We start from the raw sequence: 21,043 nt of genomic DNA on the forward strand, positions 1-21,043 counted from the left end.
ACCGTACCCTCAGGGAGCGCTCGACACGACTGGCGCGTCGCCGTTCTGACGTATACGCGCCAGCGACCTACTCAACCCTGATGCGGTCTCATCACCGGCGGCGGACGACGAACCCGGTCACCCTCCGCATCGAGGTCGCGGCCCAGCCGACGCAAAGTGTCTTCTCCGAGGCGCGGCGGCAGGCTCATGAGCCACTCCAAGAGCATGTTCTCGCCGATCACGACGCCGTCGATGCCTTCGTGGTGCCAGCTGTGCGGTCCCTGCGCCGACCCGCGCAAGACGACGAGCGCACCGACATCCTCACGCGGAAGCTGCAGGGCTCCAGCCAGCGCAGCTGCATCCGCATCGACAGCGACGAGATCCTCTACCGACCACCGGCCGGGCCGAGGGGCGATCGCGAAGATGCCGCCAGGGCCGACGACGCCGCGGCGGACGACCACGTCACCAAGCGGCACCTCGCGCAACAGCACCCATCCCACCGTCTCGAGGGCGAACAGGACCATGTCGACGTCACGGGTCGCATCGGCGATCGCGTCACCGAGCGCCGCCGCGCGGGAGAGCTGCGTCAGGGACGCGACCTCGAGTTCGATCGGCTTGCCCTGTTCGTCGTCTCCAGCCACCCGCAACACCGTACTCCCGGCGTCGGCAGGACTCCGAGATCCCGCCGCGGTCAACATCGACCGGTCGGCGGCGTCGGCCAGGAGCCAACGCTGCGCCAAGACGGTCCGCGGTCGACGCTGCGCCTCTAGCCTCACCGCGAGTGCAGGGTCACCGTCGCCAACTCCAAGCAGCACTGCTCGCTCGAAACGTGGAGGCCGCCGTCACGGCCGCACGGGCCATCAGACCGCTCGATCTGCTCGACGCGCTCGACGTCGTCACGCTGCTCGCAGAGACCGGGGACCCACGATTCGGCCGCTGGGCAACCCGCTGGATCGAGCGCACGATCGCCGAGAACGATCTGCTGCCCGAAGCTGTCGAGAAGGTACGCAGACTCATGCACGTGCTTCCGACCCAAAGCGAGGCCAGAGCCGTGACGGTCGCGCTTCGATCCTATGCGCGGCCACCTCGCACCTGGTCGTGATCCCGAACCCGGCGAGAGAGACGGTCGTTCCGACGCCGGCACCGCCCTGCGCCGGAGAGCGCGCTGGTCGCGCGGCTCTCCGCCGACCTCTCCAGACTTCCCCGCCTCGGCCTTCCTGATCGGTCAGCAGCGCGTCATGAGGTCGCGACTCCCCCGGGCGTCTCCTGCGAGGCGCGGACTGACGGCGTCCCGCGCATGATGGTGTCGAACGCAGCGCCGTGCTGGCGACGGTCGCGGGTGCGGAGGATCCGGTCGTAGATCTCAATCGTCGTCCGGGAATCTTCGTGACCGACCTGCTCCTGCACGTACGACAGCGGCGCACCCGCCTCGAGCATGTGCGCGATGTATGTGCGACGGAAGACGTGAGCCGTCACGTGCACGGTCAGAGGCGGGAGCCGGCGCCGACGCAGCTCGTCGAGAGCAGCTTTCTGAACGCGCTGGAGGAGGTTGTTCAACGTGTCCTTGTTGAAGGATCTGCCACGTCTGTTGAGGAAGAGCGGCGCCTCAAGTTCGTAGGCATCACCGAGCGCGTCTACCCAGGCTCTCAGCTGTTCCTCAGCCCAAGGCGTCATGTCGATCTCGCGCACTCCTTTGCGGGTCTTCGATCTTGAGACACGGATCTTGTGGTGGACGAAGTCGAGGTCGATCGGCCGCAGAAGACAGATCTCCGTATTTCGGGCGCCACTCGCGCTGAGCAGCGCGACGATCGTCCGTGTCTGCGAGACGCGCGGGCGTGCGCGGCGGGCTGCATCCTCGAGGTACCAGATGGTGCTCCGGGAGATCCGGAGCGCTCTTGCCGTCTCGACGACCGTCAGGCCGACCTCCTCGCGAAGACGCCGGATCTCGGCCGCCTTCGCGATCGTGCGCGTATGCACGCCGGCGTCGGCGTTGTGAGCCACCTCGAAGAGCAGTTGCACTTCATCGCCTTCGAGCCAGTCGCGGACTGTCTTCTTCGGAACGGTGACGTGAAGCTGGGGATCGTGTGCGTGGTTCTTGCTGATCGCGATGCTGTCTCGGCGGCATGCTTCAGCGAGGACGAGATGAAGGACGTCGATCGAGTGGTTGATCGTCTTCTCGCTGAGCTTCAGCGGACGGTTGTCGGATTGGCGCAACACGATTCCGCGATCGTTGGCGACGCGGATGTGATGCATCAGCTCGATGCGTCTGCGACGGAACTCGCCGATTCGCTCCCGCACGATCTCGCTCAGCCGAGCGTTCTCGAACTCAGGCAGCAAGTGGTTGCGGAGCATGTTGCTGTAGAAGGCCTGCGTGTTGGGTGAGACGGTGATCCCGTGCTTCATGAGGTAATCGGTCGCGAACTCGCCGAAGAACGGATCGCCGCCGCGCTCGTCAAGCGGTTCCTCGGGCGGGGGCTCGTAGGTCCCGCGCTGCACTTGGTCCAGGAAGTAGTCGAGCAGGATCTGCGCTCGCTCCTCAGACCAGCCCTCACTCCGGAGGCCGCATCTGATCCGCTGTCGTTCACCGTGTTGGTCACGGAACCGGATCGCGTAGCCGATGTCGCCGTCTGCGCGGCTCCAGCTCTTTATCCCGCCGCTGGCGGGGCGCCCGCGTCTGACGCTGGATCTTCTCGTTCTGGGTCTGGGTCGAATCGAAAGTGTCGAGGAAGCCATCGGTGCTCCGTGGTGCTGACGTTGGACGAAGACCTATGGGAGCGGCGGCGGCATGCGCGACGGCAACCGGCGGCGTCTCCGAGAGCGCGGCCGGTGGTCCTCGCCGCGGCGCCGGCCAGCGTGCCGGTGTCGATCGAGAACTGCAGCGACGACCTGGCCGTCGAAACGAAGGCGAGCCTTGGGGCCATCGCCGAGCCTGATGACGCCGAGCTCGCGCTGATGGGCGTAGACCCAGCTCGGCCGCACGCGATACCGCGCGGCCACCTCCGCGACCGTCAGCAGCTCGCCGGCAGAGGACGCGGGCGGCCGCTCCTGCAACAGCTCGAGGACACGCCTCGCCACGGCCTCGACGAGGCCCGGATCGGGACCGGATGAGTGTGTAGGACCGGCTGCCACGCCGATCCACGTCGTAGATCTGGGCGAACCCACCCCTGTGGATTGCGGCCCGGGAGGCTGCGCGCGATTTTGGGGCCAAGCGGCCGGCCCCGGCCCCAAACTCCCGGCAAAGGACGGCAATCCCCCGCCCTCGTTGTCCGCGCTCTGACCCGCTACGAGAGAGTGCCGAACGACGAAAGCCCCGCGTTTGCAGGGCTTTCTGAGGGGTGAGCGAGGGGACTCGAACCCCCGACCGCCTGGACCACAACCAGGAGCTCTACCAACTGAGCTACGCCCACCAAGTGGAGACTGGAATCTACCATTGCGGGACGGATCGCGTCTTGGCGAGGGCTTGGGCGGCCGCCTGCAAAGGGCACGACCCGACTCCCGTGTGCCGATAGGCTGCTCAGATGAGCGAGCAGTTGTATGAGGTCGGGCGTGGCGTGACGATGTGTGCGGAGGGGTTTGGGAATCCGTCCGATCCGCCGCTGCTGCTGGTGATGGGGCTGGGGATGCAGATGGTCCGCTGGCACGAGTCGTTCGTGAGGGAGTTCACGGATCGCGGGCTGTATGTGATCCGCTTCGACAACCGTGACAGCGGGCGGTCGACCTTCTTTCCCGAGATCCCGGTGCCCAGACCCGTGCAGCTCGTGCGCCGGCGGTTCGATCCGCGGCAGTACAGACTCTCCGACATGGCGCTCGACACCGTCGGGCTGCTGGACGCGCTCGGGCTGGAGAAGGTCCACGTCGCCGGCGCCTCGATGGGCGGGATGATCGCGCAGGTCCTCGCAACGGAGCATCCGCGGCGGGTGCGCTCGCTGACGTCGATCATGTCCAACACCGGCAGCCGCTGGCAGGGGCAGCCCGCGCTGAAGACCTATCCGATCCTGCTCAGACGGGCCCCGCGCGACCTCGACGCCTACCTCGCCCACCAGGTCGCGATCCACGCGGCGATCGGCTCCCCCGGCGCGCCGCCGAACGATCCGCTCTTCCTCGAGATCTCGCGCCGCAGCTTCGAGCGCAACCCCGACCCGACCGGCACCGGCCGGCAGCTCGCCGCGATCCTCGCCTCCGGCGACCGCACCCGCGCGCTGCACAGAGTCTCCGCCCCCACGCTCGTCGTCCACGGCTCCGCCGATCGGATGATCGCCCTCTCAGGCGGCAGGGCGACCGCGCGGGCGATCCCCGGGGCCGAGCTGCACGTCGTCCCCGGCATGGGCCACGACCTGCCGCGCGAGAACTGGCCCGAGGTGATCGGCACGATCGCCGATCACATCAAGAGCGTCGAGCGCGACCGCTCCGGCTCCGGCGCCCGCTCCGGCTCAACGCCGTTCACGCGCCGCTGAGCGGCCGAGCGGCAGCCGGTCGATCCGAGGACGACCGGCCGGACCGCCAGAGAACCGCTACTTCGACTCCGCTGCCGACAACCGGTCGCGCGCGCGACCGCGGGCCATCTTCTGCCGCGAGGTCTGGTCGAGGTAGACCTTGCGCATCCGCACCGCGCCCGGCGTCACCTCGACGCACTCGTCCTCGCGCACGAACTCCAGCGCCTGGTCCAGCGACAGGATCTTCGGCGGCACGAGCCGCTCCAGCTCGTCGGCGGTCGAGGAGCGGATGTTGTTGAGCTTCTTCTCGCGCACGGCGTTGACGTCCAGGTCCTCCTGGCGCGCGTTCTCGCCGACGATCATGCCCTCGTAGACCTCGGTGCCCGGCCCCACGAAGAGGATCCCGCGCTCCTGCAGCGAGAAGAGCGCGAACGACGCGACTCTGCCGGCGCGGTCGGCCACGAGCGAGCCGGACGGGCGCGTGCGGATCTCGCCGTGCCACGGCTCCCAGCCCTCGAAGACGTGGTTGATGATCCCGGTGCCGCGCGTCTCGGTGAGGAACTCGGTGCGGAAGCCGATCAGCCCGCGCGCCGGCACGACGTAGTCCATCCGGACCCAGCCGGTGCCGTGGTTGATCATCTGCTCCATGCGGCCCCTGCGCAGCGCCAGCAGCTGAGTCACGACCCCGACGTACTCCTCGGGGATGTCGATCGTCATGCGCTCCATCGGCTCGCACAGCTTGCCGTCGATCTCGCGCGTGACGACCTGCGGCTTGCCGACGGTCAGCTCGTAGCCCTCGCGGCGCATCAGCTCGACGAGGACGGCCAGCTGCAGCTCGCCGCGGCCCTGGACCTCCCACGTGTCCGGGCGCTCGGTCGGCAGCACGCGCAGCGACACGTTGCCGACCAGCTCGGAGTCGAGCCGGCCCTTGATCAGGCGCGCGGTGACCTTCGTGCCCTTCTCGGTCGCGGCCAGCGGCGAGTTGTTGACGCCGATCGTGACCGACAGCGACGGGTCGTCGACGTGGATCACGGGCAGCGGACGGGCGTCGTCGGCATCGGCGAGCGTCTCGCCGATCGTGACGTCGGCAAGGCCGGCGATCGCGATGATCTCGCCCGGTCCGGCCTCTCTCGCCTCGACGCGCTCCAGCGCCTCGGTGATGTAGAGGTCGGTGACCTTGACTCTCTCTATCGAGCCGTCGGTGCGGCACCAGGCGATCGTCTGACCGCGTCTGATGACGCCGTGGCGCACGCGCGCCAGCGCGATGCGGCCGAGGTACGGCGACGCGTCGAGGTTCGTGACCAGCGCCTGCAGCGGGTGGTCCTCCTCGTAGCTCGGCGCCGGGATGTGCTCGACGATCAGGTCCAGCAGCGGTCTGAGGTCTCTGCCGTCGACGGGGTTGTCGGGGTCGAAGTCCATCGACGCCCAGCCGTCCTTGGCGTTCGTGTAGACGATCGGGAACTCGATCTGCGTCTCGTCGGCGTCGAGGTCGAGGAACAGCTCGTAGACCTCGTTGACGACCTCCTTGATGCGCGAGTCCGGGCGGTCGACCTTGTTGATCACGAGGATCACCGGCAGATGCGCCTCGAGCGCCTTGCGCAGCACGAAGCGCGTCTGCGGCAGCGGACCCTCCGAGGAGTCGACCAGCAGCAGCACGCCGTCGACCATCGTCAGGCCGCGCTCGACCTCACCGCCGAAGTCGGCGTGGCCGGGGGTGTCGATGATGTTGACCTTCACATCGCCGTACTGGACGGCGGTGTTCTTCGCGAGGATCGTGATGCCCTTCTCGCGTTCGAGGTCCATCGAGTCCATGACGCGCTCTGCGACGTCCTGGTTGGAGCGGAACGCACCCGACTGCCACAGGAGCTTGTCGACGAGGGTCGTCTTCCCGTGGTCGACGTGGGCGACGATCGCGACGTTGCGGAGATCTGAACGAATAGCCATGGCGACGGGCCAGGATAGAGCGTCGGACCGCGTCGCACCGATCCGGCGCCGCCCGCGGCACCCGCGCTGCGGCCTCGGCGCGCGCCGATCCGCTGCCTCAGCGCGCGACCCGCCGCCGTTTCAGCGCGGCGTCGTTCGTGCAGCTCTCGCGCACGCACTACGCGCGCGCACGCGAGCCTTCGCCCGCTGCGGACGCAGCCGCTGCAGCGATCTGCGCGCCGCACGCCGGTGCGCCGCGACCGCTCCGTGCCGAACGACCCTCCGCAGCTGCGCGATGCGGCGCTCCAGCTGCGTGACGCGGCCGCGCGCCAGGCTGCAGGCGGCGGCCGATCTCGTCGCCGCGGTCGGTGTCGCGCTGCCCGGGCGCGACTGCTGCGCGGGCGCCGTCGGCGCGGGCGCGGACGGCGCGGACGGCGGCAAGCCCGCATCCGGCACCGGGCCGTCGACGCCCGCGGCCGGGACCGGCGGCAACCCGCCCAGCGGCAGTACGAGCGGCCCCGCCTCGTCATACGCCTCGATCGGCGTGCCGTCCTCGCCGAGCGCACGGAAGCTCGCCACCACCCGCACGTTCGCGCTCGCGGTCGTGCCCGCGCCGGCCGGCGGCATGCCCAGCTCGCTCGCCCGCAGCGACCAGCGCACGCCCGAGATGTCGGTCCCGCCGACCGGCACCGTGCCGATCGTCCAGCGCGCGTTGTAGCGATCCCATCTCGCGCTCTGCCACGTCGTCGTGCCGCCCGCGGGGATCGCGACGACCTTCGCGTCGGCGCCGCTCTCCTGCGGGCTGCCGCCCGGCGAGTGGTCGAACAGCCAGCTGACGCTCATCTGCGCCGGCAGACAGGTGCCCGCCGGCAGCGGCACGCAGCCGCCCCAGCCGGCCGGCGGCCGCGCGACGATCGCCGTCGCAACCGCCAGCGTCGTGTCGTCGCCGAGCGCGACCGTCGTGCGGCCGAGGTCGGGCACGAACGCGGCCGCCTCCAGCGGATCCTCGATCGTCGCGGTGACCGCGGCGGTGGCGCCGGCGACGGGCAGGACGAGGGCGAGGCAGGCGGCCACCGCGGCGCACAGCGGGATCAGGGTTCCGGGTCGTCGCATCGCAATGCAAACCTCCGGCGCGGCCGGATGTTGCGGAGATCCATGCCAGGTTTCCCTGTTCCCCGGCGTGCGCGGCGGGCTGCGCCCGTGCCTCGCGGGCCCCACCCTCATCCTCTGGCGCGCGCGTTGAGCGCCTGCTCGATCCTCGCCAGCCGCTGCGCCACCTCGCGCAGCTCGTGCTGCAGCTCGATCTCCGTCGCGTCGAGGTCGGTGTCGACCTCGTGCGCGATGAAGCGCTCGGCGACGGAGCCGATCAGCAGCGTGCCGAAGCCGATCCCGATCACCATCACGACGATCCCGATCACTCTGCCGGCGACCGTCGTGACCGGCACGTCGCCGTAGCCGACCGTCGTCATCGTCTGCGCCGCCCACCAGATCCCGTCCCACTCGCTCTCGCGGTGCTCGACGACCGCGAACGCCGTTCCCCCTCCTATCAGCGTCAGGAACGCGAGCAGTCCGGCGTACTTGACGCCGTCGAGCGAGAACAGCCGCCGCGCCAGCGGCGCCAGGCGCAGCAGCCGCAGGACCCGCAGCAGCCGCAGCAGCCGTGCCGCGGCGAGGCTCGTCGGCAGCACCGGCGGGCTGAAGATCGTGACTATCACGTCGATCGGGTGCTGCCGAAGCCAGCGCTTCTTGTCGGGCACGATCGACAGCATCACGACGATCTCCGCGACGAAGACCAGCCATGTGCCCCAGTCGAGCACGTTCTCGACGGTCGTTCACGGCTCGCCGAGGTCGGTCTGGTCGAGCACGAGCAGCGGGATCACCAGCAGCGCCGCGACCAGCAGCGGCACCTCGAATCGTCTCGCCCATCGTTCGCTGCGCTCGTCCATGTCTGAAGCGCGTGTTCGACGCCGCGGCGGGTATCACCTCCGTCGATGAGCGGACCGCTGCAACGAAGCTTCGCGCGCCTGTTCGCCGACGTCGACACGACGATGTTCGTCGTGACCGCGCGCGGGCCCGACGGCGAACAGGCCGGGTGCCTGATCGGCTTCGCGACGCAGGCGTCGGTCGACCCCCCGCGCTTCCTCGCCTGCATCTCGCGCAAGAACCACACGTACAAGGTCGCGTGCCAGACCGACACGCTCGTCGTCCACTTCGTCGACGAGGACGCGGGCGACCTCGCCGAGCTGTTCGGCGGCGAGACCGGCGACGCGATCGACAAGTTCGCGCGCGTCGCCTGGAGACACGGTCCCGAGAACGTGCCGGTGCTGGAGCGGCTGCAGACCTGGTTCGCCGGGCGCGTGCTGGAGCGGATACGGCTCGGCGACCACGACGGCTTCCTGCTGGAGCCGGTCGTCGTCTCGGCCCGCAGAGACGCGCAGCCGCTGCGCTTCCACCGCGCGCGGCGGATCGCGCCGGGTCATGCGCCCTGATCGACGGCAGCTCGATCGGGCTGGCGCGCCGGGGGCCGGCGCGGATCGAAGGCTGACGCGGAGCACCGATTGCCAGTGCGACACAGGGGAAGATCGCCCTCGACAGCTTTGTACAGCCTGGGCTGGGAGCGGGCGCTGACAGCCGTATCATGGCCGGGTTCGATCGGCTGTCGTAAGGGCCGTTGAGTGCTCAATGGCATTACGATTGGCCCGACCGTGCACATGCGTCACACGCCCGAGCTATCCCAGTGGCTGAAGAGGTTGCTGCGGATGTCCGACGTGCGTCCCATGTACGGTCGTCGGGAGGAGAGAAACATGTCGGTTCCACGACTCGTGAGGTGCTGAATGAAGTTGTCAAAGCGGCCTGTCTGGCTGCTGACCGCCCTGTTGCTGCTGGTCGTCGCCGCGTTCGGCGTCGCCGGCTGTGGCTCCGACGACGATAGCTCGACCACTGCGTCTGCTCCCGTCGAGACGTCGGCAGCCACGACCGAAGCCCCGGCCAGTGATGCCATCGCCGTCCCCGAAGACATCAGAAGCAAGGGCAAGCTCGTCGTCGCGACCGATCCCACGTACGCGCCGAACGAGTTTGTCGACAGAGACGGCAAGACGATCATCGGCATGGATCCCGACCTCGCTGTCGCCATCGGCAGACAGCTCGGTCTGCAGGTCGAAGTCGTGAAGGCGACGTTCGACGGCATCATCCCCGGCCTTGCGGCCAGAAGATATGACCTCGGCATGTCCTCCTTCACGGACACGAGAGAGCGCGAGGCGACCGTCGACTTCGTGACGTACTTCAACGCTGGTACGTCGTTCTACGTCAGAGACGGCGGCCCGGACATCTCCTCGCTTGCGGACGTCTGCGGCGAGAAGGTCGCGGTCGAGAAGGGCACGACCCAGGCCTCCGACGTGCAGGCGCAGAACAGAAGATGCGACACGCCCGCCGACCTGCAGGTCTATCCCGACCAGAACGGCGCCAACCTCGCGATCCAGAGCGGCCGTGCCGCCGTCGGCATGGCGGACTCGCCCGTCGCGGCGTACATCGTCAAGCAGTCCAACGGTCAGTTCAGACTCGACGGGGAGCCCTACGGCACCGCGCCGTACGGCATCGCACTGCCCAAGGACAGCGGTCTGGCGGAGCCGGTTCTGGCCGCTCTCAGAGCGCTCATCGCCGACGGCACGTACGAGAGAATCCTCGATCAGTGGGGCGTGCAGCAGGGCGCGATCACGGATCCGAGAATCAACGGGGCCATCGACTAGGCGACCTGGAGCACGACCCTGTCCAGTTCACCCTCTGACCCCGCCGGCGACACGCCGGCGGGGTCGGCCTCCCCCTCACCCGCCGGATCGCCCACGGGCGGCCCCCCCTCCGGCGCGGCCCCTGAAGCAATCGTCGCGATCCCCGTGCGCCACGTCGGCCGCTGGATCGCCGCGGCGGTCGTGCTGCTGTTCGTCGCGATAGCGGTCAACTCGGTCCTCACCAATCCCCGCTTCGAGTGGGGCGTGGTCGGTGACTACCTGTTCGACGGCCGCATCATCGACGGCCTCGTGCTGACGCTCGAGCTGACGGTCTGCGCGATGGTCGCGGGTGTCCTGATCGGCATCCTGCTCGCCGTCATGCGGCTGTCGCCGAACCCGCTCGTGGCCGGCGTCAGCGGCTTCTACATCTGGCTGTTCCGCGGCACCCCGGTGCTCGTGCAGCTGCTGTTCTGGAACTTCATCGCCGCCCTCTACCCCGACATAACGATCGGGATCCCGTTCGGTGGCCCCGACTTCTTCACGCTGCAGTCCAACACCTTCATAACGCCGTTCGTCGCCGCGCTGCTCGGCCTCGGTCTCAACGAGGGCGCCTACATGGCCGAGATCGTGCGTGCCGGCATCCTCTCCGTCGACGAGGGCCAGACGCAGGCCTCGCAGGCGCTCGGCATGTCGCGCCTGCAGACGATGCGGCGGATCGTGCTGCCGCAGGCGATGCGCGTGATCATCCCGCCGACCGGCAACGAGACGATCTCGATGCTGAAGACGACCTCGCTCGTCTCCGTCATCGCGACCGCCGAGCTGCTCTACGCGGCGCAGCTGATCTACGCACAGAACTACAGAACGATCCAGCTGCTGATCGTGGCCTCGATCTGGTACCTCGCGCTGACGACGCTGCTGACGATCGGCCAGTACTACCTCGAGCGTCGCTTCGGCCGCGGCCACCGCCGCGAGCTGCCGCCGACGCCGATGCAGCGGATCAAGAAGCTGCTGGTCCCGCAGCACGCGGAGCCGATCGTCAAGCCGGAAGGAGGCGGCCTGTGAGCGCGACGCAAGAGCCGATGGTCCGGGCCGAAGCCGTGCAGAAGCGGTTCGGGCGCGTCGAGGTGCTGAAGGGCGTCTCGCTGACCGTCCAGCCCGGCGAGGTGACCTGCATCATCGGGCCGTCCGGCTCTGGCAAGTCGACCTTCCTGCGCTGCGTCAACCACCTCGAGCAGATCGACGGCGGCCGGCTCTCGGTCGACGGCGAGCTGGTCGGCTACCGCCAGAGCGGCGACAAGCTCTACGAACTGCGCGAGAGCGAGGTCGCGCGCAAGCGGGCCGACATCGGGATGGTCTTCCAGCACTTCAACCTGTTCGGCCACATGACGGCGCTGCAGAACGTCTGCGAGGCGCCGGTGCAGGTGAAGAGGGTCTCCAAGCGAGAGGCCAGAGAGACCGGCATGGCGCTGCTGGAGCGCGTCGGGCTCGGCGAGAAGGTCGGCAACTACCCGTCGCAGCTGTCGGGCGGCCAGCAGCAGCGCGTCGCGATCGCCCGTGCGCTGGCGATGAGACCGAAGCTGATGCTGTTCGACGAGCCGACCTCCGCGCTCGACCCCGAGCTGGTCGGCGACGTGCTCGCTGTCATGCGGCAACTCGCCGAGGAGGGCATGACGATGCTCGTCGTCACGCACGAGATGGGCTTCGCGCGCGAGGTCGCCGACACCGTCGTCTTCATGGACGAGGGCATGATCATCGAGGCCGGCACGCCGGACCAGGTGCTCGTCCACCCGAGAGAGGCGCGCACGCAGGACTTCCTCTCGAAGGTCCTGTAGGACGTCTGCTCTGGGCGGCGCCCCGCGCGGGCGCCGCTCAGTCCGCTTCGCCGAGGATGCGGCGCTTCTGCGTCGCGAACTCCTCGTCGGTCAGCACGCCCTGCTCGCGCAGCTTCGCGAGCCGCTCCAGGCGCGAGAGCGTCTCGTCGTCTCCCCCGGGCGCGCCGCCGGCTCCGCTCGCCGGGATCGTGAAGGCGGCCGGAGCGGCCGCCTGCGCCGCCGCGCTGGCGCTCGCGAGCGCGTCGAGATCGATCCCGAACGCGCGCAGCTGCTCGCGCTGGCGGTCGCTGATGTGGCTGAGGTCGCCCGTCAACTGGACCGAGCCGCCGGAGAACGCGCCGCCGCTGCGCATCATGTCGGCGAAGACGTGGAGCGGGTCGCTCGCGTCGCTGTGACCGTGATCATCGCTGCGACCGTCGTCGTCGCCGACGACGTGGGTGGTGACGTTGATCTGACCGCCGACCCGCAACGGGTCGTCGTCGCGATTACGGCGGAGCTTGCTGAAGAGGCCCACGGGCGCGATGCTACCGCGCGTCGCCGCACGCGTCAGTGTCACTACTGAATACTGCGCATGCAATAGCCATGTCGCCTAGGATCGGCGCGTGTCGCTGACGGGGGAAAGCTGGTCGATCGCCACGAGGAGGGGTCGGCGTTGTCGATGAAGTACGCAGTGCTCGGAATGCTGATCGAACGCCGCGGCTACGGCTACGACCTCGCCAACCGTTTGCAGAGACGGCTCGGCCCCGGCTTCAGAGCCGCCTTCGGCACCGTCTACGTCGCACTCGACCAGCTTGCGAAGGAGCAGCTCGTCGCGGAGGCCAAGCGCGTCCAGGTCGGTCGCCAGGTGAAGGTCTACTACGAGGCCACCCCCGCCGGCGTCGAGCGCTTCGCCGCGTGGATGCGCGAGTCGCTCAGCCGCGAGCCGCTGCGAGGCGAGCTGTACCTCAAGCTCGCCGTCGCCCAGGGCGCCCACCTGGCGCTGCTGCGCAACGAGCTGGAGCGGATGGAGCGCGACTGCCTGCGCGAGATCGCGGCCCAGGCGACGCTGGAGCAGCTCGACGGCGGCGCCGCCGAGATCCGCTGGGACACGGCCGTGCGCTGGCTCGCCGACGCCGCGGTGATCGAGCGCCTGCACGGCGACCTGCGCTGGATCCGCATGGCCGTCCGCACGATCGCCAGCATCGACGACGACGGCAACGTCCCGCGTGCGGCGCTGCTGCAGGCGGCGGCGCTGGCGTCGGCGGCGTAGCGGCGAACGCTCGCCGCGCTGCTCGCGCGACGGCAAGGCGCGCGTGCGGCGGCCAAGCGCGGCGGCGACCAAGCGCGGCGGCGGCCAAGCGCGCCGCGGCACCGCCCCCTACGCGCTCGCCAACCTGCGATGCGCGACCCACGCCGCGATCAGCGACTGGGCGGCCGCGGTCACGAGGCGGTCCTCCAGCATCGGCACGCTCGCCAGCTCGTTCGCGTCGCGCGCCTCGTCGAGCCACAGCGCCGCGAGCTGCAGCGCGACCGAGCGCACGAGCGTCAGCGTGCGGGCCTCGTCGAACAGCGTCGGGTCCTCCGCCAGCTCGCCGACGCTGAGCTTCTCCGCCGCCAGGTCGAGCACGCTGAGCCACAGCGCGGCATGGTCGTCGCGCCGCTCGTAGGCGTCGTGCGCGAAGACGATCGCGGCCGCGACCTCCAGCCACAGCGTGCGCAGCCACGGCAGCTCCTCGGCGCCGATCTGGTGCTGCAGGATCTGCTCGATCTGCCACGTCGCCTGGTCGACGTGGGCGAGCGTGGCGCCCGGCTGCTCGAAGACGCCGACGCCGAAGTCGGGCGAGTCGCGCCGCAGCAGTCTCGCGGCCTCCTCCAGCAGCGGCGCCAGCGACGCGCGCGCCGCGATCCCCTCCTCCACGCTCGTCGCGCCGGCCAACTGGTGGATCGCGACCAGCTCGGCGACCGACAGCGCGACCGTGTGCGCGCCGATCACGGCGTCGGGGCCGATCGCGGCGCCGAACATCGCGACGCGCGCGTCCAGTTCTGCGGGCCGTGGGCGGGCGTGGGCGGTGCCGAGTCTGCGGTCGCGCTCCCAGCGCCGCAGCGGGCGCTCCAGGCGCCGCAGCCAGGCGTAGTCGCGCAGGTCGGCGTCGTGCTCGGCGTTGACGGTGCGCGCGAGCGTCAGCAGCCGCGCTATCAGCGCGACACGCTGCTCCTCGCTGCCGCTGAAGGTGATGTCGACGACGTCGCCGAGGTACTGCTCCAGTTGCTCCCCCTCGATCGCGGCGGACGGCGCGGCCGTTCGCTCCATCGCGTCAGCGACCGCGCGCAGCAGCGCGGCGATCTCCTGATCTGTCGTCGTGAGGTCCGGGGGCACTGCTCAGGTTGGTCCGGGCCGCGACCGGCGGCGGCTCACAACGGATCATGACCGTTGGACCGGCCGGTCATTCGCCGCGCAGACCGATGGTCGAGCGCAGCGGCGCCCGCGAGGCCCCGCGCGCTCAGCAGCTGATCAGCAGCTGGTCGCCCTCGCGCGCCAATCTCCGCCTCAGCGAGATGAACGCGATCGCGCCACCGATCAGCGGCAGCCAGAAGAGGATCACGCGGTAGGTCAGGACCGCGGCGGCGGTCGCCGCGGCCGGCGCGCCGAAGACGATCAGCGTGCCGATCAGGCCGCCGTCGATCCCGCCGATGCCGCCGGGGATCGGCAGCAGGCCTCCGAGCTGGCCGATCAGGTAGCCGAGCAGGACCACCCAGATGCTGACGTGGGCGCCGAAGGCATGAAAGGTCGCCCACAGCACGGCGTTGTCCCAGATCCAGTAGCCGAACGCGCCGACGAGCACGAGCGGGTCGCCCGAGCGGGCGATCTCGACCGCCTCACGCGTGCCGGTGATGACGCTGCGGCGCGCGGCCGCGACGCCGCGCTTGACCTTCGACGCGTCGTCGGCCACTGGCGCCCCCTCGCCGAGGCGCGGCAGCAGCAGGATCGCCGCGATCACGAGCAGCGAGAGGAACGCCGGGAAGGCGGTCAGCCACAACGACAGGTCGGGACCGACGAGGCCGATCGCCATCACCGTGCCGAGCACGGCGACGGCAACGAAGTTGACCGAGCTCTTGATCAGGAAGAACGCGACCGAGCGGCGCGCGACGCGCTCGGGCGCCATCCCGCCCTGCACCAGCGCCCACGCGCCGAGCGCGAGGCCGGCGGCGCCGCTGGCTGGCACGATCGAGCCCATCCCCATCTCCGACCAGCCGATCTGGTTGGCCGACTTCCACGGCATCTGGCGGCAGAAGATCGGCCGGAACATCAGCACGTAGGAGATGCACGAGAGCAGCTCCAGCCCCACCGCGGCCGCGACCCAGGCCGGCTTCGCCTCCGTCAGGTGGTCGCGCACCTCGCCGAGCCCGGGGGCCAGCAGCGCGACCAGCACGAGCACGCCGATCAGCGCCGCGACCTGCAGCGCGTGCTTGATCAGCTTGCGGGGCTCGAACTCGCTCGGCAGCGCAGCACGGGCGCTCGAGCGCGTCGCAGAGCCGCTCGCGCCCGGGGCCGACGTGGCGACCTCGGGTGGTGGCGGCGGGGGACTCATATCTAAATTGTTGCACGTGCATGCAATTCTGGACAGGGGCGGGTCTTCCGCTTGACTTCAAGCGCAGTTGAAGAACTACGGTGGCGGACGCCTCCCTGACGACCTTCTGGAGACCGCCATGCACGCCATCCGACTGCACGCCTTCGGCCCGCCCGAGAACCTCGTCTACGAGCAGGTCGACGACCCGCAGCCGGCCGCCGGGCAGGTCCGCATCGCGGTCGGCGCGGCGGGCGTCCATCTGCTCGACACGAGCCTGCGCGCCGGGCAGGGCGGGCCGCCGCTGCCGCTGCCCGCGCTGCCGCACATCCCCGGCCGCGAGGTCGCCGGCGTCGTCGACGCGCTCGGCCCCGGCGTGGCGCGCGAATGGCTCGGCCGCCGCGTCGTCGCGCACCTCGGGCGCGAGCCGGTGGTCGGCGGCTACGCCGGCGCGACCGTCGCGGCGGCCGATGGGCTGCACGCGGTTCCGGAGGCGCTCGACAGCGAGCGCGCGGTCGCGATGATCGGGACCGGCCGCACGGCGCTGGCGGTGCTGGAGGTGGCGCAGCTGAGAGCCGACGACGTCGTGCTCGTGACGGCCGCCGCGGGCGGGATCGGCACGCTGCTGCTGCAGGCCGCGCGCAACGTCGACGCGCTCGTCGTCGGGGTCGCCGGCGGACCCGAGAAGGTGGCGCGCGTGCGGGCGCTCGGCGCGGCGGTCGCGATCGACTACCAGCAGCCCGACTGGGCCGAGCAGGTGCGCGAGCAGCTCGGCGACTACGCGCTGACGGTCGCCTTCGACGGCGTCGGCGGCGCGCTCGGCCGCAGCGCGATGCAGCTGCTGGCCCCCGGCGGCCGGCTGATCCTCTACGGCTGGTCGTCCGGAACCGCGACCGAGGTCACGACCGACGACCTCTACGCCGGCGGCCTCACCGTCTCCGCCGCCGTCGGCCCCGCGATCAGCCGCCGCCCCGGCGGCCTGCGCGGATTGGAGCGCGACGCGCTGGCGGCGGCGGCCAGCGGGGCGCTGGTTCCCGCGGTCCAGACGTTCCCGCTCGCCGAGGCGGCCGCCGCGCACACGGCGCTGGAGCGGCGCGCGACGCGCGGGAAGGTGGTGTTGGTGCCGTAGGGCCTCAGGCGGGCTGCGGCACGGCGCCGCCGCCCGGCCGGCTCGCGAGGCGCACAGCGGCGACGGCGATGACGACGCCGGCGGCGGTCAGGACTGCGCCGGCGCCCGCGGCGGAGGCGTCGCCGAGGCCGGCGCCGATTGCGATGCCGCCCGCGAAGGGGCCGAGGGCGTTGCCGAGGTTGAAGGCGGAGTGGACGGTCGCGGAGGCCATCGTCGGGGCGGCGGCGGCCATGTCGAGCAGCTGGGCTTGGAGGATCGGGACCGCGGTGAAGCCGACGGCGCCGATCGCGTAGACGTTCAGCACCGCCAGGATCGGCACGTGCGCGGTCGCGACGAAAGCCGCCAGCACGATCCCGAGCACCACCAGCACCTGCGTCATCAGGACCGCGCTGTCGCGCTGCGTTCTGATCCGTCGCTGCAGCCGCGCGGACAGCAGGTTGCCGGTCGTCAGGCCGAGGCCGAACACCGACAGGCCCCAGATCGCCGACGCCTCCGAGAAGCCGGCGACGTTCTCGAGGATCGGCGCGACGTAGCCGACCGCGGCGAAGACGCCGGCGAAGCCGACGACGGCGATCGCCAGCGACAGCAGGATCCGCGGCTGCGCGAGCACGCGGATCTCGTGCTTCACCGTGACGCCTCTCGCCGGCGGCAGGTGCGGCACGGTCCGCGCGAGCGCTGCGAGCCCCAGCAGCCCGAGCCCCGCGACGACGACGAACGCCGCGCGCCAGCCGAGCTGCTGGCCGACGAGCGTCGACAGCGGCGCGCCGACGCAGCTGGCCAGCGTCAGCCCGAGGAACGTCAGCGAGATCGCCGCCGCGCGCCGCGACGGCTCGACGAGCTGCGACGCGACGACGACGCTGAGGCCGAAGACCGCGCCGTGCGGCAGCGCCGTGATCACGCGCGCCGCGAACAGCCAGCCGAACGACGGCGCCAGCGCCGAGGCGATGTTGCCGGCGACGAACAGCACCATCAGCGCCAGCAGCAGCGCGCGCCGCGGCAGCCGCACGCCGAGCGCGATCATCAACGGCGCGCCGACGACGACCCCGAGCGCGTACGCCGAGACCAGATGGCCGGCCATCGGGATCGAGATCTGCAGCCCGTCGGAGACCTCGGGCAGCAGGCCGATGATGACGAACTCGGTCGTCCCGATCGCGAACGAGCAGAGCGCGAAGGCGAAGATCGCGAGCGGGAAGCGCGGACGGGCGGCAGCGGGCACGACGAGCGACCTTAGCGGCGCGCCCGCGCTCGTTGCGGGACGCTCGTCACAGAGGCGGCCGCGTCGTCGACCGGCGCGATGCGGACGGCGGCGCACGTGGCGGCGCATCGCCCTGTCCGCGTGCGCTATCCACCAACGGGAAGGCTGTCGCACAGTCGAGGAAAGGACCAGGGGAATGTCGCAACGCTTCAGCGATCGCGTCGCGCTCGTGACCGGCGCCGCCGTCGGGATCGGCGCCGCGGTCGCCCAGCGATTGGCGAGTGAGGGAGCAACCGTGGCCGTGCTCGATCGCGACGCCGAGGCGGCGGGAGCGAGCGCGCGGCGAATCGGCGGCACCTCGTTCCCGCTCGTCGCCGACGTCGCCTGCGCCGACGAGGTCGAGGCCGCCGTCACCGAGGTGGCCGAGCGCTGCGGGCGGCTCGACGTGCTCGTCAACAACGCCGGCGTCACGCGCGACAACCTGCTCTTCAAGCTCAGCGAAGACGACTGGGACACCGTCCTCGACGTCAACCTCAAGGGCGCGTTCCTGTGCGCTCGCGCCGCGCAGCGGGTGATGGTGCCGGCGCGCAGCGGCAAGATCGTCTCGCTCTCCAGCCGCTCGGCGCTCGGCAACCGCGGGCAGGCGAACTATGCCGCCGCGAAGGCCGGGATCCAGGGGCTGACCGCAACGCTCGCGCAGGAGCTGGGACCGTTCGGGATCAACGCCAACGCGGTCGCGCCCGGCTTCGTCGCGACCGAGATGACCGACGCGACCGCGCGACGCCAGGGGATCGAGCCGGAGGACTACCGCGCGCGCGTCGCCGAGCAGATCCCGCTGCGGCGGGTCGCGCAGCCCGAGGACGTGGCGGCGGTCGTCGCGTTCCTCGCCAGCGACGACGCCCGCCACGTGACCGGGCAGACCATCTACGTCACAGGAGGGCAGCGCTGATGGACCTTTCCCTGACCGACGAGCAGAAGGACATCCGCGACACCGCGCGCGCGTTCATCGCCAGAGAGGTGATGCCGCTGGAGCCGGAGGTGCTGCAGCGCGAGCGGCGCGGCGAGAAGGGGATCACGCCGCAGGAGCTGAGCGACCTGCAGGCGCAGGCGCGCAGATTCGGCTTCTGGGGGATCGGGACGCCGACCGAGCACGGCGGCGCGAACCTCTCCCCCGTCACGCAGAGCCTCGTCTGGACCGAGGTCGGGCGCACGTTCGTGCCGTTCGTCTTCGGCGGCGACGCCGACAACATCCTCTTCCGCGCCACGCCGGAGCAGCAGCAGGAGTACCTGACGCCGACGATCGAGGGCGAGCGGATCTCCTGCTTCGCGATCACCGAGCCCGAGGCCGGCTCCGACGCGACCGCGATCCGCATGCGCGCCGTGCGCGACGGCGACGACTGGGTCCTCAACGGCGAGAAGACGTTCATCACGAAGGGCGTCGAGGCGGACTTCTCGATCGTGATCGCGGTGACCGATCCCGAGCAGGGCTTCCGCGGCGGCTTCACCGCCTTCCTCGTCGACCGCGCGATGGGCTGGACGGCCGATCCGATCCACACGATGGGTCCCTCGACGCCCGCGTCGATGGGCTTCGTCGACGTGCGCGTACCGCACCGCAACGTGCTCGGCGAGGTCGGCGAGGGCTTCAGACTCGCGATGGAGTGGATCGGGCGCGGGCGCTACGTGATCCCGTCGCAGGCGATCGGCGCGACCGAGCGGCTGCTGGGGATGGCGGTCCAGTACGCGAACGAGCGGCGCACGTTCGGCAAGGCGATCGGCGAGCACCAGATGATCCAGACGATGATCGCCGACTGCGAACTGGATCTGGAGCAGGCGCGCTGGCTCGTGCTGGTCGCCGCCTGGACGGTCGAGCAGGGCCGCGACGCGCGCCACGAGTCGGCGCTGGCGAAGCTCGGCGGCGCGACCGCCGCCGGCCGCGTCGTCGACCGCGTGATGCAGATCCACGGCGGCATGGGCTACACCCGCGAGCTGCCGATCGAGCGCTGGTACCGCGAGGCGCGCCTGTGGCGGATCTTCGAGGGCACCGACGAGATCCAACGCCGCGCGATCGCGCGGGATCTGCTGGCGGGGCGGCGCCGGATCGGCGGGCACCTCGCGTAGGGGGACGGTGCGCGGGGGCGAGCGGCGCGCGGGCGAGCGACCGCGCCTGCCTAGCCCGCGCTGAACAACGGCGCCCCGAGCGCCTCGACGTCGACCGCGATCCCCAGACCCGCGCCGCTTGGCACCGAGCCGTGCCCGTCGGTCGAGCGCGGGACGTGGCCGGCGACGTGCTCGGCGGTCGCGTCGTTGACGTACGAGGTCGCCAGCAGGGCGCCGGGCGGGGTGCTGGCGGCGAGGTGGCTGATCGCGGCGGTCGCGACGTCGCCGCCCCAGCTGTCCTCGACCATCACGCGCGCGCCGAGGCTGACCGCGAGGTCGCGCAGGAGCTTGCCTCTCGTCATCCCGCCGACCTTCGACAGCTTCAGGTTGACGACGCTCGCGCCGCCCTCCTGCACCGCCGCGACGAGGCTGGCGGCGTCGGTGACGAGCTCGTCGTAGATCATCGGCAGGCCGGTCGCGCGGCGCACGTGGAGGCAGTCGGCGAAGGCGCGGCAGGGCTGCTCCAGGTAGATCGGCAAGCCCTCCAGCAGCCGCACGGCGACGAGCGCGTCGTCGAGCCGCCAGCCCGCGTTGGCGTCGACGATCACGAGGTCGTCGGGGCCGGTCAGCTCCAGCACGCGCCGCAGCGCGGCCGCGTCCCTGCGCGGGTCGCTGCCGACCTTCAGTTGGAAGCGCGTGAAGCCGCGCGCCTGGCTGTCGGCGAGCTTCTGCGCCGTCTCGTCGGGCGTCCCGAGCGGGATCGCCTCGTACAGCGGCAGCGGATCGTTCACGCGACCGCCCAGAAGCGTCGCCAGCGGCTGCCCCGCCGCTTTGCCGAGCAGATCCCAGCAGGCGACGTCGAGCGCGCTCTTGGCCGCCCCCTGGCCCATCAGCGTCGCGTCCATCCGCGCCGTGACGTCGGCGAGCGTGCGCGGATCGGCGCCGATCAGCGCCGGCGCCAGCTCGGCCAGCGCCGCGCGCACACCGCCGCCGAACGCCGGCAGGTAGGCGCCCGTCAGCGGGCAGACCTCGCCCCAGCCCTCGCTGCCGTCGTCGGCCGTGACGCGCACGAGCGTCGTCTGCTCCGTCGCGGCGACGCGGTCGCGCGACAGCGTGAACGAGCCGTAGAGGTACGTCAGCGACTGCCCGAAGAGGTCGATGCGCGCGATCCGCATCGGTCAGGCC

General features: G+C 70.9%; 21 protein-coding genes and 1 tRNA gene. 11 read left to right on the plus strand and 11 right to left on the minus strand.

The window, feature by feature from the left end; all coding sequences use genetic code 11:
- Positions 1–71 precede the first annotated feature (71 nt).
- On the minus strand, positions 72–620 hold the full coding sequence (locus Q7L65_RS01165; RefSeq protein WP_304718377.1) for a hypothetical protein: 549 nt from the start codon (positions 618–620) through the stop codon (positions 72–74).
- A 188-nt stretch (positions 621–808) separates the two neighbouring features.
- Here Q7L65_RS01165 and Q7L65_RS01170 point away from each other — a divergent pair, with 188 nt between their 5' ends.
- Positions 809–1,081: a hypothetical protein gene (locus Q7L65_RS01170; RefSeq protein ID WP_304718378.1), complete on the plus strand. Its 273-nt coding sequence runs from the start codon at positions 809–811 to the stop codon at positions 1,079–1,081.
- Between the two features lie 134 nt (positions 1,082–1,215).
- On the opposite strand, the gene Q7L65_RS01175 is transcribed toward Q7L65_RS01170, so the two are convergent.
- A complete protein-coding gene (locus Q7L65_RS01175; RefSeq protein WP_304718379.1) occupies positions 1,216–2,712 on the minus strand; it encodes a tyrosine-type recombinase/integrase in 1,497 nt (498 codons plus the stop codon).
- A gap of 93 nt (positions 2,713–2,805) precedes the next feature.
- Between Q7L65_RS01175 and Q7L65_RS01180 the strand changes: the two genes are divergently transcribed.
- The gene (locus Q7L65_RS01180; RefSeq protein WP_304718380.1) at positions 2,806–3,087 is read left to right on the plus strand and encodes a hypothetical protein; all 282 of its coding nucleotides are present in this window, start codon (positions 2,806–2,808) and stop codon (positions 3,085–3,087) included.
- 226 nt (positions 3,088–3,313) lie between these two features.
- Here the strand turns inward: Q7L65_RS01180 and Q7L65_RS01185 are convergent.
- Positions 3,314–3,386, minus strand: a tRNA-His gene (locus Q7L65_RS01185).
- A 111-nt stretch (positions 3,387–3,497) separates the two neighbouring features.
- On the opposite strand from Q7L65_RS01185, the gene Q7L65_RS01190 reads away from it, so the two are divergent.
- Complete coding sequence (locus tag Q7L65_RS01190) at positions 3,498–4,433, plus strand: alpha/beta fold hydrolase (protein ID WP_304718381.1); 936 nt, start codon at positions 3,498–3,500, stop codon at positions 4,431–4,433.
- A 57-nt stretch (positions 4,434–4,490) separates the two neighbouring features.
- Here Q7L65_RS01190 and typA read toward each other — a convergent pair whose 3' ends face one another.
- The 3 genes from typA to Q7L65_RS01205 form a co-directional block, all read right to left on the minus strand.
- Positions 4,491–6,356: a translational GTPase TypA gene (gene typA / locus Q7L65_RS01195; RefSeq protein ID WP_304718382.1), complete on the minus strand. Its 1,866-nt coding sequence runs from the start codon at positions 6,354–6,356 to the stop codon at positions 4,491–4,493.
- Positions 6,357–6,476: 120 nt separating this feature from the next.
- Positions 6,477–7,448 carry a hypothetical protein gene (locus Q7L65_RS01200; RefSeq protein ID WP_304718383.1) on the minus strand — a complete coding sequence of 324 codons (972 nt, stop codon included), beginning with the start codon at positions 7,446–7,448 and terminating at the stop codon, positions 6,477–6,479.
- A gap of 107 nt (positions 7,449–7,555) precedes the next feature.
- Positions 7,556–8,152 carry a potassium channel family protein gene (locus Q7L65_RS01205; RefSeq protein WP_304718384.1) on the minus strand — a complete coding sequence of 199 codons (597 nt, stop codon included), beginning with the start codon at positions 8,150–8,152 and terminating at the stop codon, positions 7,556–7,558.
- A gap of 174 nt (positions 8,153–8,326) precedes the next feature.
- Here Q7L65_RS01205 and Q7L65_RS01210 point away from each other — a divergent pair, with 174 nt between their 5' ends.
- The 4 genes from Q7L65_RS01210 (at position 8,327) to Q7L65_RS01225 (ending at position 11,892) form a co-directional block, all read left to right on the plus strand.
- A complete protein-coding gene (locus tag Q7L65_RS01210; RefSeq protein WP_304718385.1) occupies positions 8,327–8,824 on the plus strand; it encodes a flavin reductase family protein in 498 nt (165 codons plus the stop codon).
- 345 nt (positions 8,825–9,169) lie between these two features.
- The gene (locus Q7L65_RS01215) at positions 9,170–10,081 is read left to right on the plus strand and encodes an ABC transporter substrate-binding protein (protein ID WP_304718386.1); all 912 of its coding nucleotides are present in this window, start codon (positions 9,170–9,172) and stop codon (positions 10,079–10,081) included.
- A gap of 144 nt (positions 10,082–10,225) precedes the next feature.
- Entirely contained in the window at positions 10,226–11,122 is an 897-nt protein-coding gene (locus Q7L65_RS01220; RefSeq protein WP_304718387.1) for an amino acid ABC transporter permease, read from the plus strand.
- A 17-nt stretch (positions 11,123–11,139) separates the two neighbouring features.
- Positions 11,140–11,892: an amino acid ABC transporter ATP-binding protein gene (locus Q7L65_RS01225; protein ID WP_370552510.1), complete on the plus strand. Its 753-nt coding sequence runs from the start codon at positions 11,140–11,142 to the stop codon at positions 11,890–11,892.
- Between the two features lie 37 nt (positions 11,893–11,929).
- Here the strand turns inward: Q7L65_RS01225 and Q7L65_RS01230 are convergent, their stop codons facing one another.
- A complete protein-coding gene (locus Q7L65_RS01230) occupies positions 11,930–12,406 on the minus strand; it encodes an SHOCT domain-containing protein (RefSeq protein WP_304718389.1) in 477 nt (158 codons plus the stop codon).
- 144 nt (positions 12,407–12,550) lie between these two features.
- Between Q7L65_RS01230 and Q7L65_RS01235 the strand changes: the two genes are divergently transcribed.
- The gene (locus Q7L65_RS01235; RefSeq protein WP_304718390.1) at positions 12,551–13,141 is read left to right on the plus strand and encodes a PadR family transcriptional regulator; all 591 of its coding nucleotides are present in this window, start codon (positions 12,551–12,553) and stop codon (positions 13,139–13,141) included.
- Positions 13,142–13,249: 108 nt separating this feature from the next.
- Here Q7L65_RS01235 and Q7L65_RS01240 read toward each other — a convergent pair whose 3' ends face one another.
- Together Q7L65_RS01240 and Q7L65_RS01245 are read right to left on the minus strand one after the other, a co-directional pair.
- Positions 13,250–14,248, minus strand: coding sequence for a hypothetical protein (locus Q7L65_RS01240; protein ID WP_304718391.1), 999 nt, complete (start codon positions 14,246–14,248; stop codon positions 13,250–13,252).
- A 124-nt stretch (positions 14,249–14,372) separates the two neighbouring features.
- Positions 14,373–15,461: a flippase-like domain-containing protein gene (locus Q7L65_RS01245; RefSeq protein WP_304718392.1), complete on the minus strand. Its 1,089-nt coding sequence runs from the start codon at positions 15,459–15,461 to the stop codon at positions 14,373–14,375.
- A gap of 118 nt (positions 15,462–15,579) precedes the next feature.
- Here Q7L65_RS01245 and Q7L65_RS01250 point away from each other — a divergent pair, with 118 nt between their 5' ends.
- Positions 15,580–16,566, plus strand: coding sequence for a zinc-binding dehydrogenase (locus Q7L65_RS01250; protein ID WP_304718393.1), 987 nt, complete (start codon positions 15,580–15,582; stop codon positions 16,564–16,566).
- A gap of 4 nt (positions 16,567–16,570) precedes the next feature.
- Here Q7L65_RS01250 and Q7L65_RS01255 read toward each other — a convergent pair whose 3' ends face one another.
- Complete coding sequence (locus tag Q7L65_RS01255; protein WP_304718394.1) at positions 16,571–17,782, minus strand: MFS transporter; 1,212 nt, start codon at positions 17,780–17,782, stop codon at positions 16,571–16,573.
- 175 nt (positions 17,783–17,957) lie between these two features.
- Here Q7L65_RS01255 and fabG point away from each other — a divergent pair, with 175 nt between their 5' ends.
- Together fabG and Q7L65_RS01265 are read left to right on the plus strand one after the other, a co-directional pair.
- Positions 17,958–18,710 (plus strand): 3-oxoacyl-ACP reductase FabG, encoded by a 753-nt coding sequence (gene fabG / locus Q7L65_RS01260; RefSeq protein WP_304718395.1) that lies wholly within the window; start codon positions 17,958–17,960, stop codon positions 18,708–18,710.
- Positions 18,710–19,879 carry an acyl-CoA dehydrogenase family protein gene (locus tag Q7L65_RS01265; RefSeq protein ID WP_304718396.1) on the plus strand — a complete coding sequence of 390 codons (1,170 nt, stop codon included), beginning with the start codon at positions 18,710–18,712 and terminating at the stop codon, positions 19,877–19,879. Before fabG ends, Q7L65_RS01265 begins: the two co-directional genes overlap by 1 nt.
- 50 nt (positions 19,880–19,929) lie before the next feature.
- Here Q7L65_RS01265 and Q7L65_RS01270 read toward each other — a convergent pair whose 3' ends face one another.
- Positions 19,930–21,033 carry a mandelate racemase/muconate lactonizing enzyme family protein gene (locus Q7L65_RS01270; protein ID WP_304718397.1) on the minus strand — a complete coding sequence of 368 codons (1,104 nt, stop codon included), beginning with the start codon at positions 21,031–21,033 and terminating at the stop codon, positions 19,930–19,932.
- Between the last annotated feature and the right edge of the window lie 10 nt (positions 21,034–21,043).

This window comes from Conexibacter sp. CPCC 206217, assembly GCF_030646165.1.
GTDB lineage: Bacteria > Actinomycetota > Thermoleophilia > Solirubrobacterales > Solirubrobacteraceae > Conexibacter.

Bases quoted from the DNA above. Each gene is read 5' to 3' on its own strand.
- Q7L65_RS01265 (WP_304718396.1), top strand. From the start codon at position 18,710: ATGGACCTTTCCCTGACCGACGAGCAGAAGGACATCCGCGACACCGCG.
- Q7L65_RS01190 (WP_304718381.1), top strand. From the start codon at position 3,498: ATGAGCGAGCAGTTGTATGAGGTCGGGCGTGGCGTGACGATGTGTGCG.
- Q7L65_RS01250 (WP_304718393.1), top strand. From the start codon at position 15,580: ATGCACGCCATCCGACTGCACGCCTTCGGCCCGCCCGAGAACCTCGTC.
- Q7L65_RS01270 (WP_304718397.1), bottom strand. From the start codon at position 21,033: ATGCGGATCGCGCGCATCGACCTCTTCGGGCAGTCGCTGACGTACCTC.
- Q7L65_RS01210 (WP_304718385.1), top strand. From the start codon at position 8,327: ATGAGCGGACCGCTGCAACGAAGCTTCGCGCGCCTGTTCGCCGACGTC.
- Q7L65_RS01215 (WP_304718386.1), top strand. From the start codon at position 9,170: ATGAAGTTGTCAAAGCGGCCTGTCTGGCTGCTGACCGCCCTGTTGCTG.
- Q7L65_RS01225 (WP_370552510.1), top strand. From the start codon at position 11,140: ATGGTCCGGGCCGAAGCCGTGCAGAAGCGGTTCGGGCGCGTCGAGGTG.
- typA (WP_304718382.1), bottom strand. From the start codon at position 6,356: ATGGCTATTCGTTCAGATCTCCGCAACGTCGCGATCGTCGCCCACGTC.
- Q7L65_RS01175 (WP_304718379.1), bottom strand. From the start codon at position 2,712: ATGGCTTCCTCGACACTTTCGATTCGACCCAGACCCAGAACGAGAAGA.
- Q7L65_RS01245 (WP_304718392.1), bottom strand. From the start codon at position 15,461: ATGAGTCCCCCGCCGCCACCACCCGAGGTCGCCACGTCGGCCCCGGGC.
- Q7L65_RS01235 (WP_304718390.1), top strand. From the start codon at position 12,551: ATGAAGTACGCAGTGCTCGGAATGCTGATCGAACGCCGCGGCTACGGC.
- fabG (WP_304718395.1), top strand. From the start codon at position 17,958: ATGTCGCAACGCTTCAGCGATCGCGTCGCGCTCGTGACCGGCGCCGCC.
- Q7L65_RS01200 (WP_304718383.1), bottom strand. From the start codon at position 7,448: ATGCGACGACCCGGAACCCTGATCCCGCTGTGCGCCGCGGTGGCCGCC.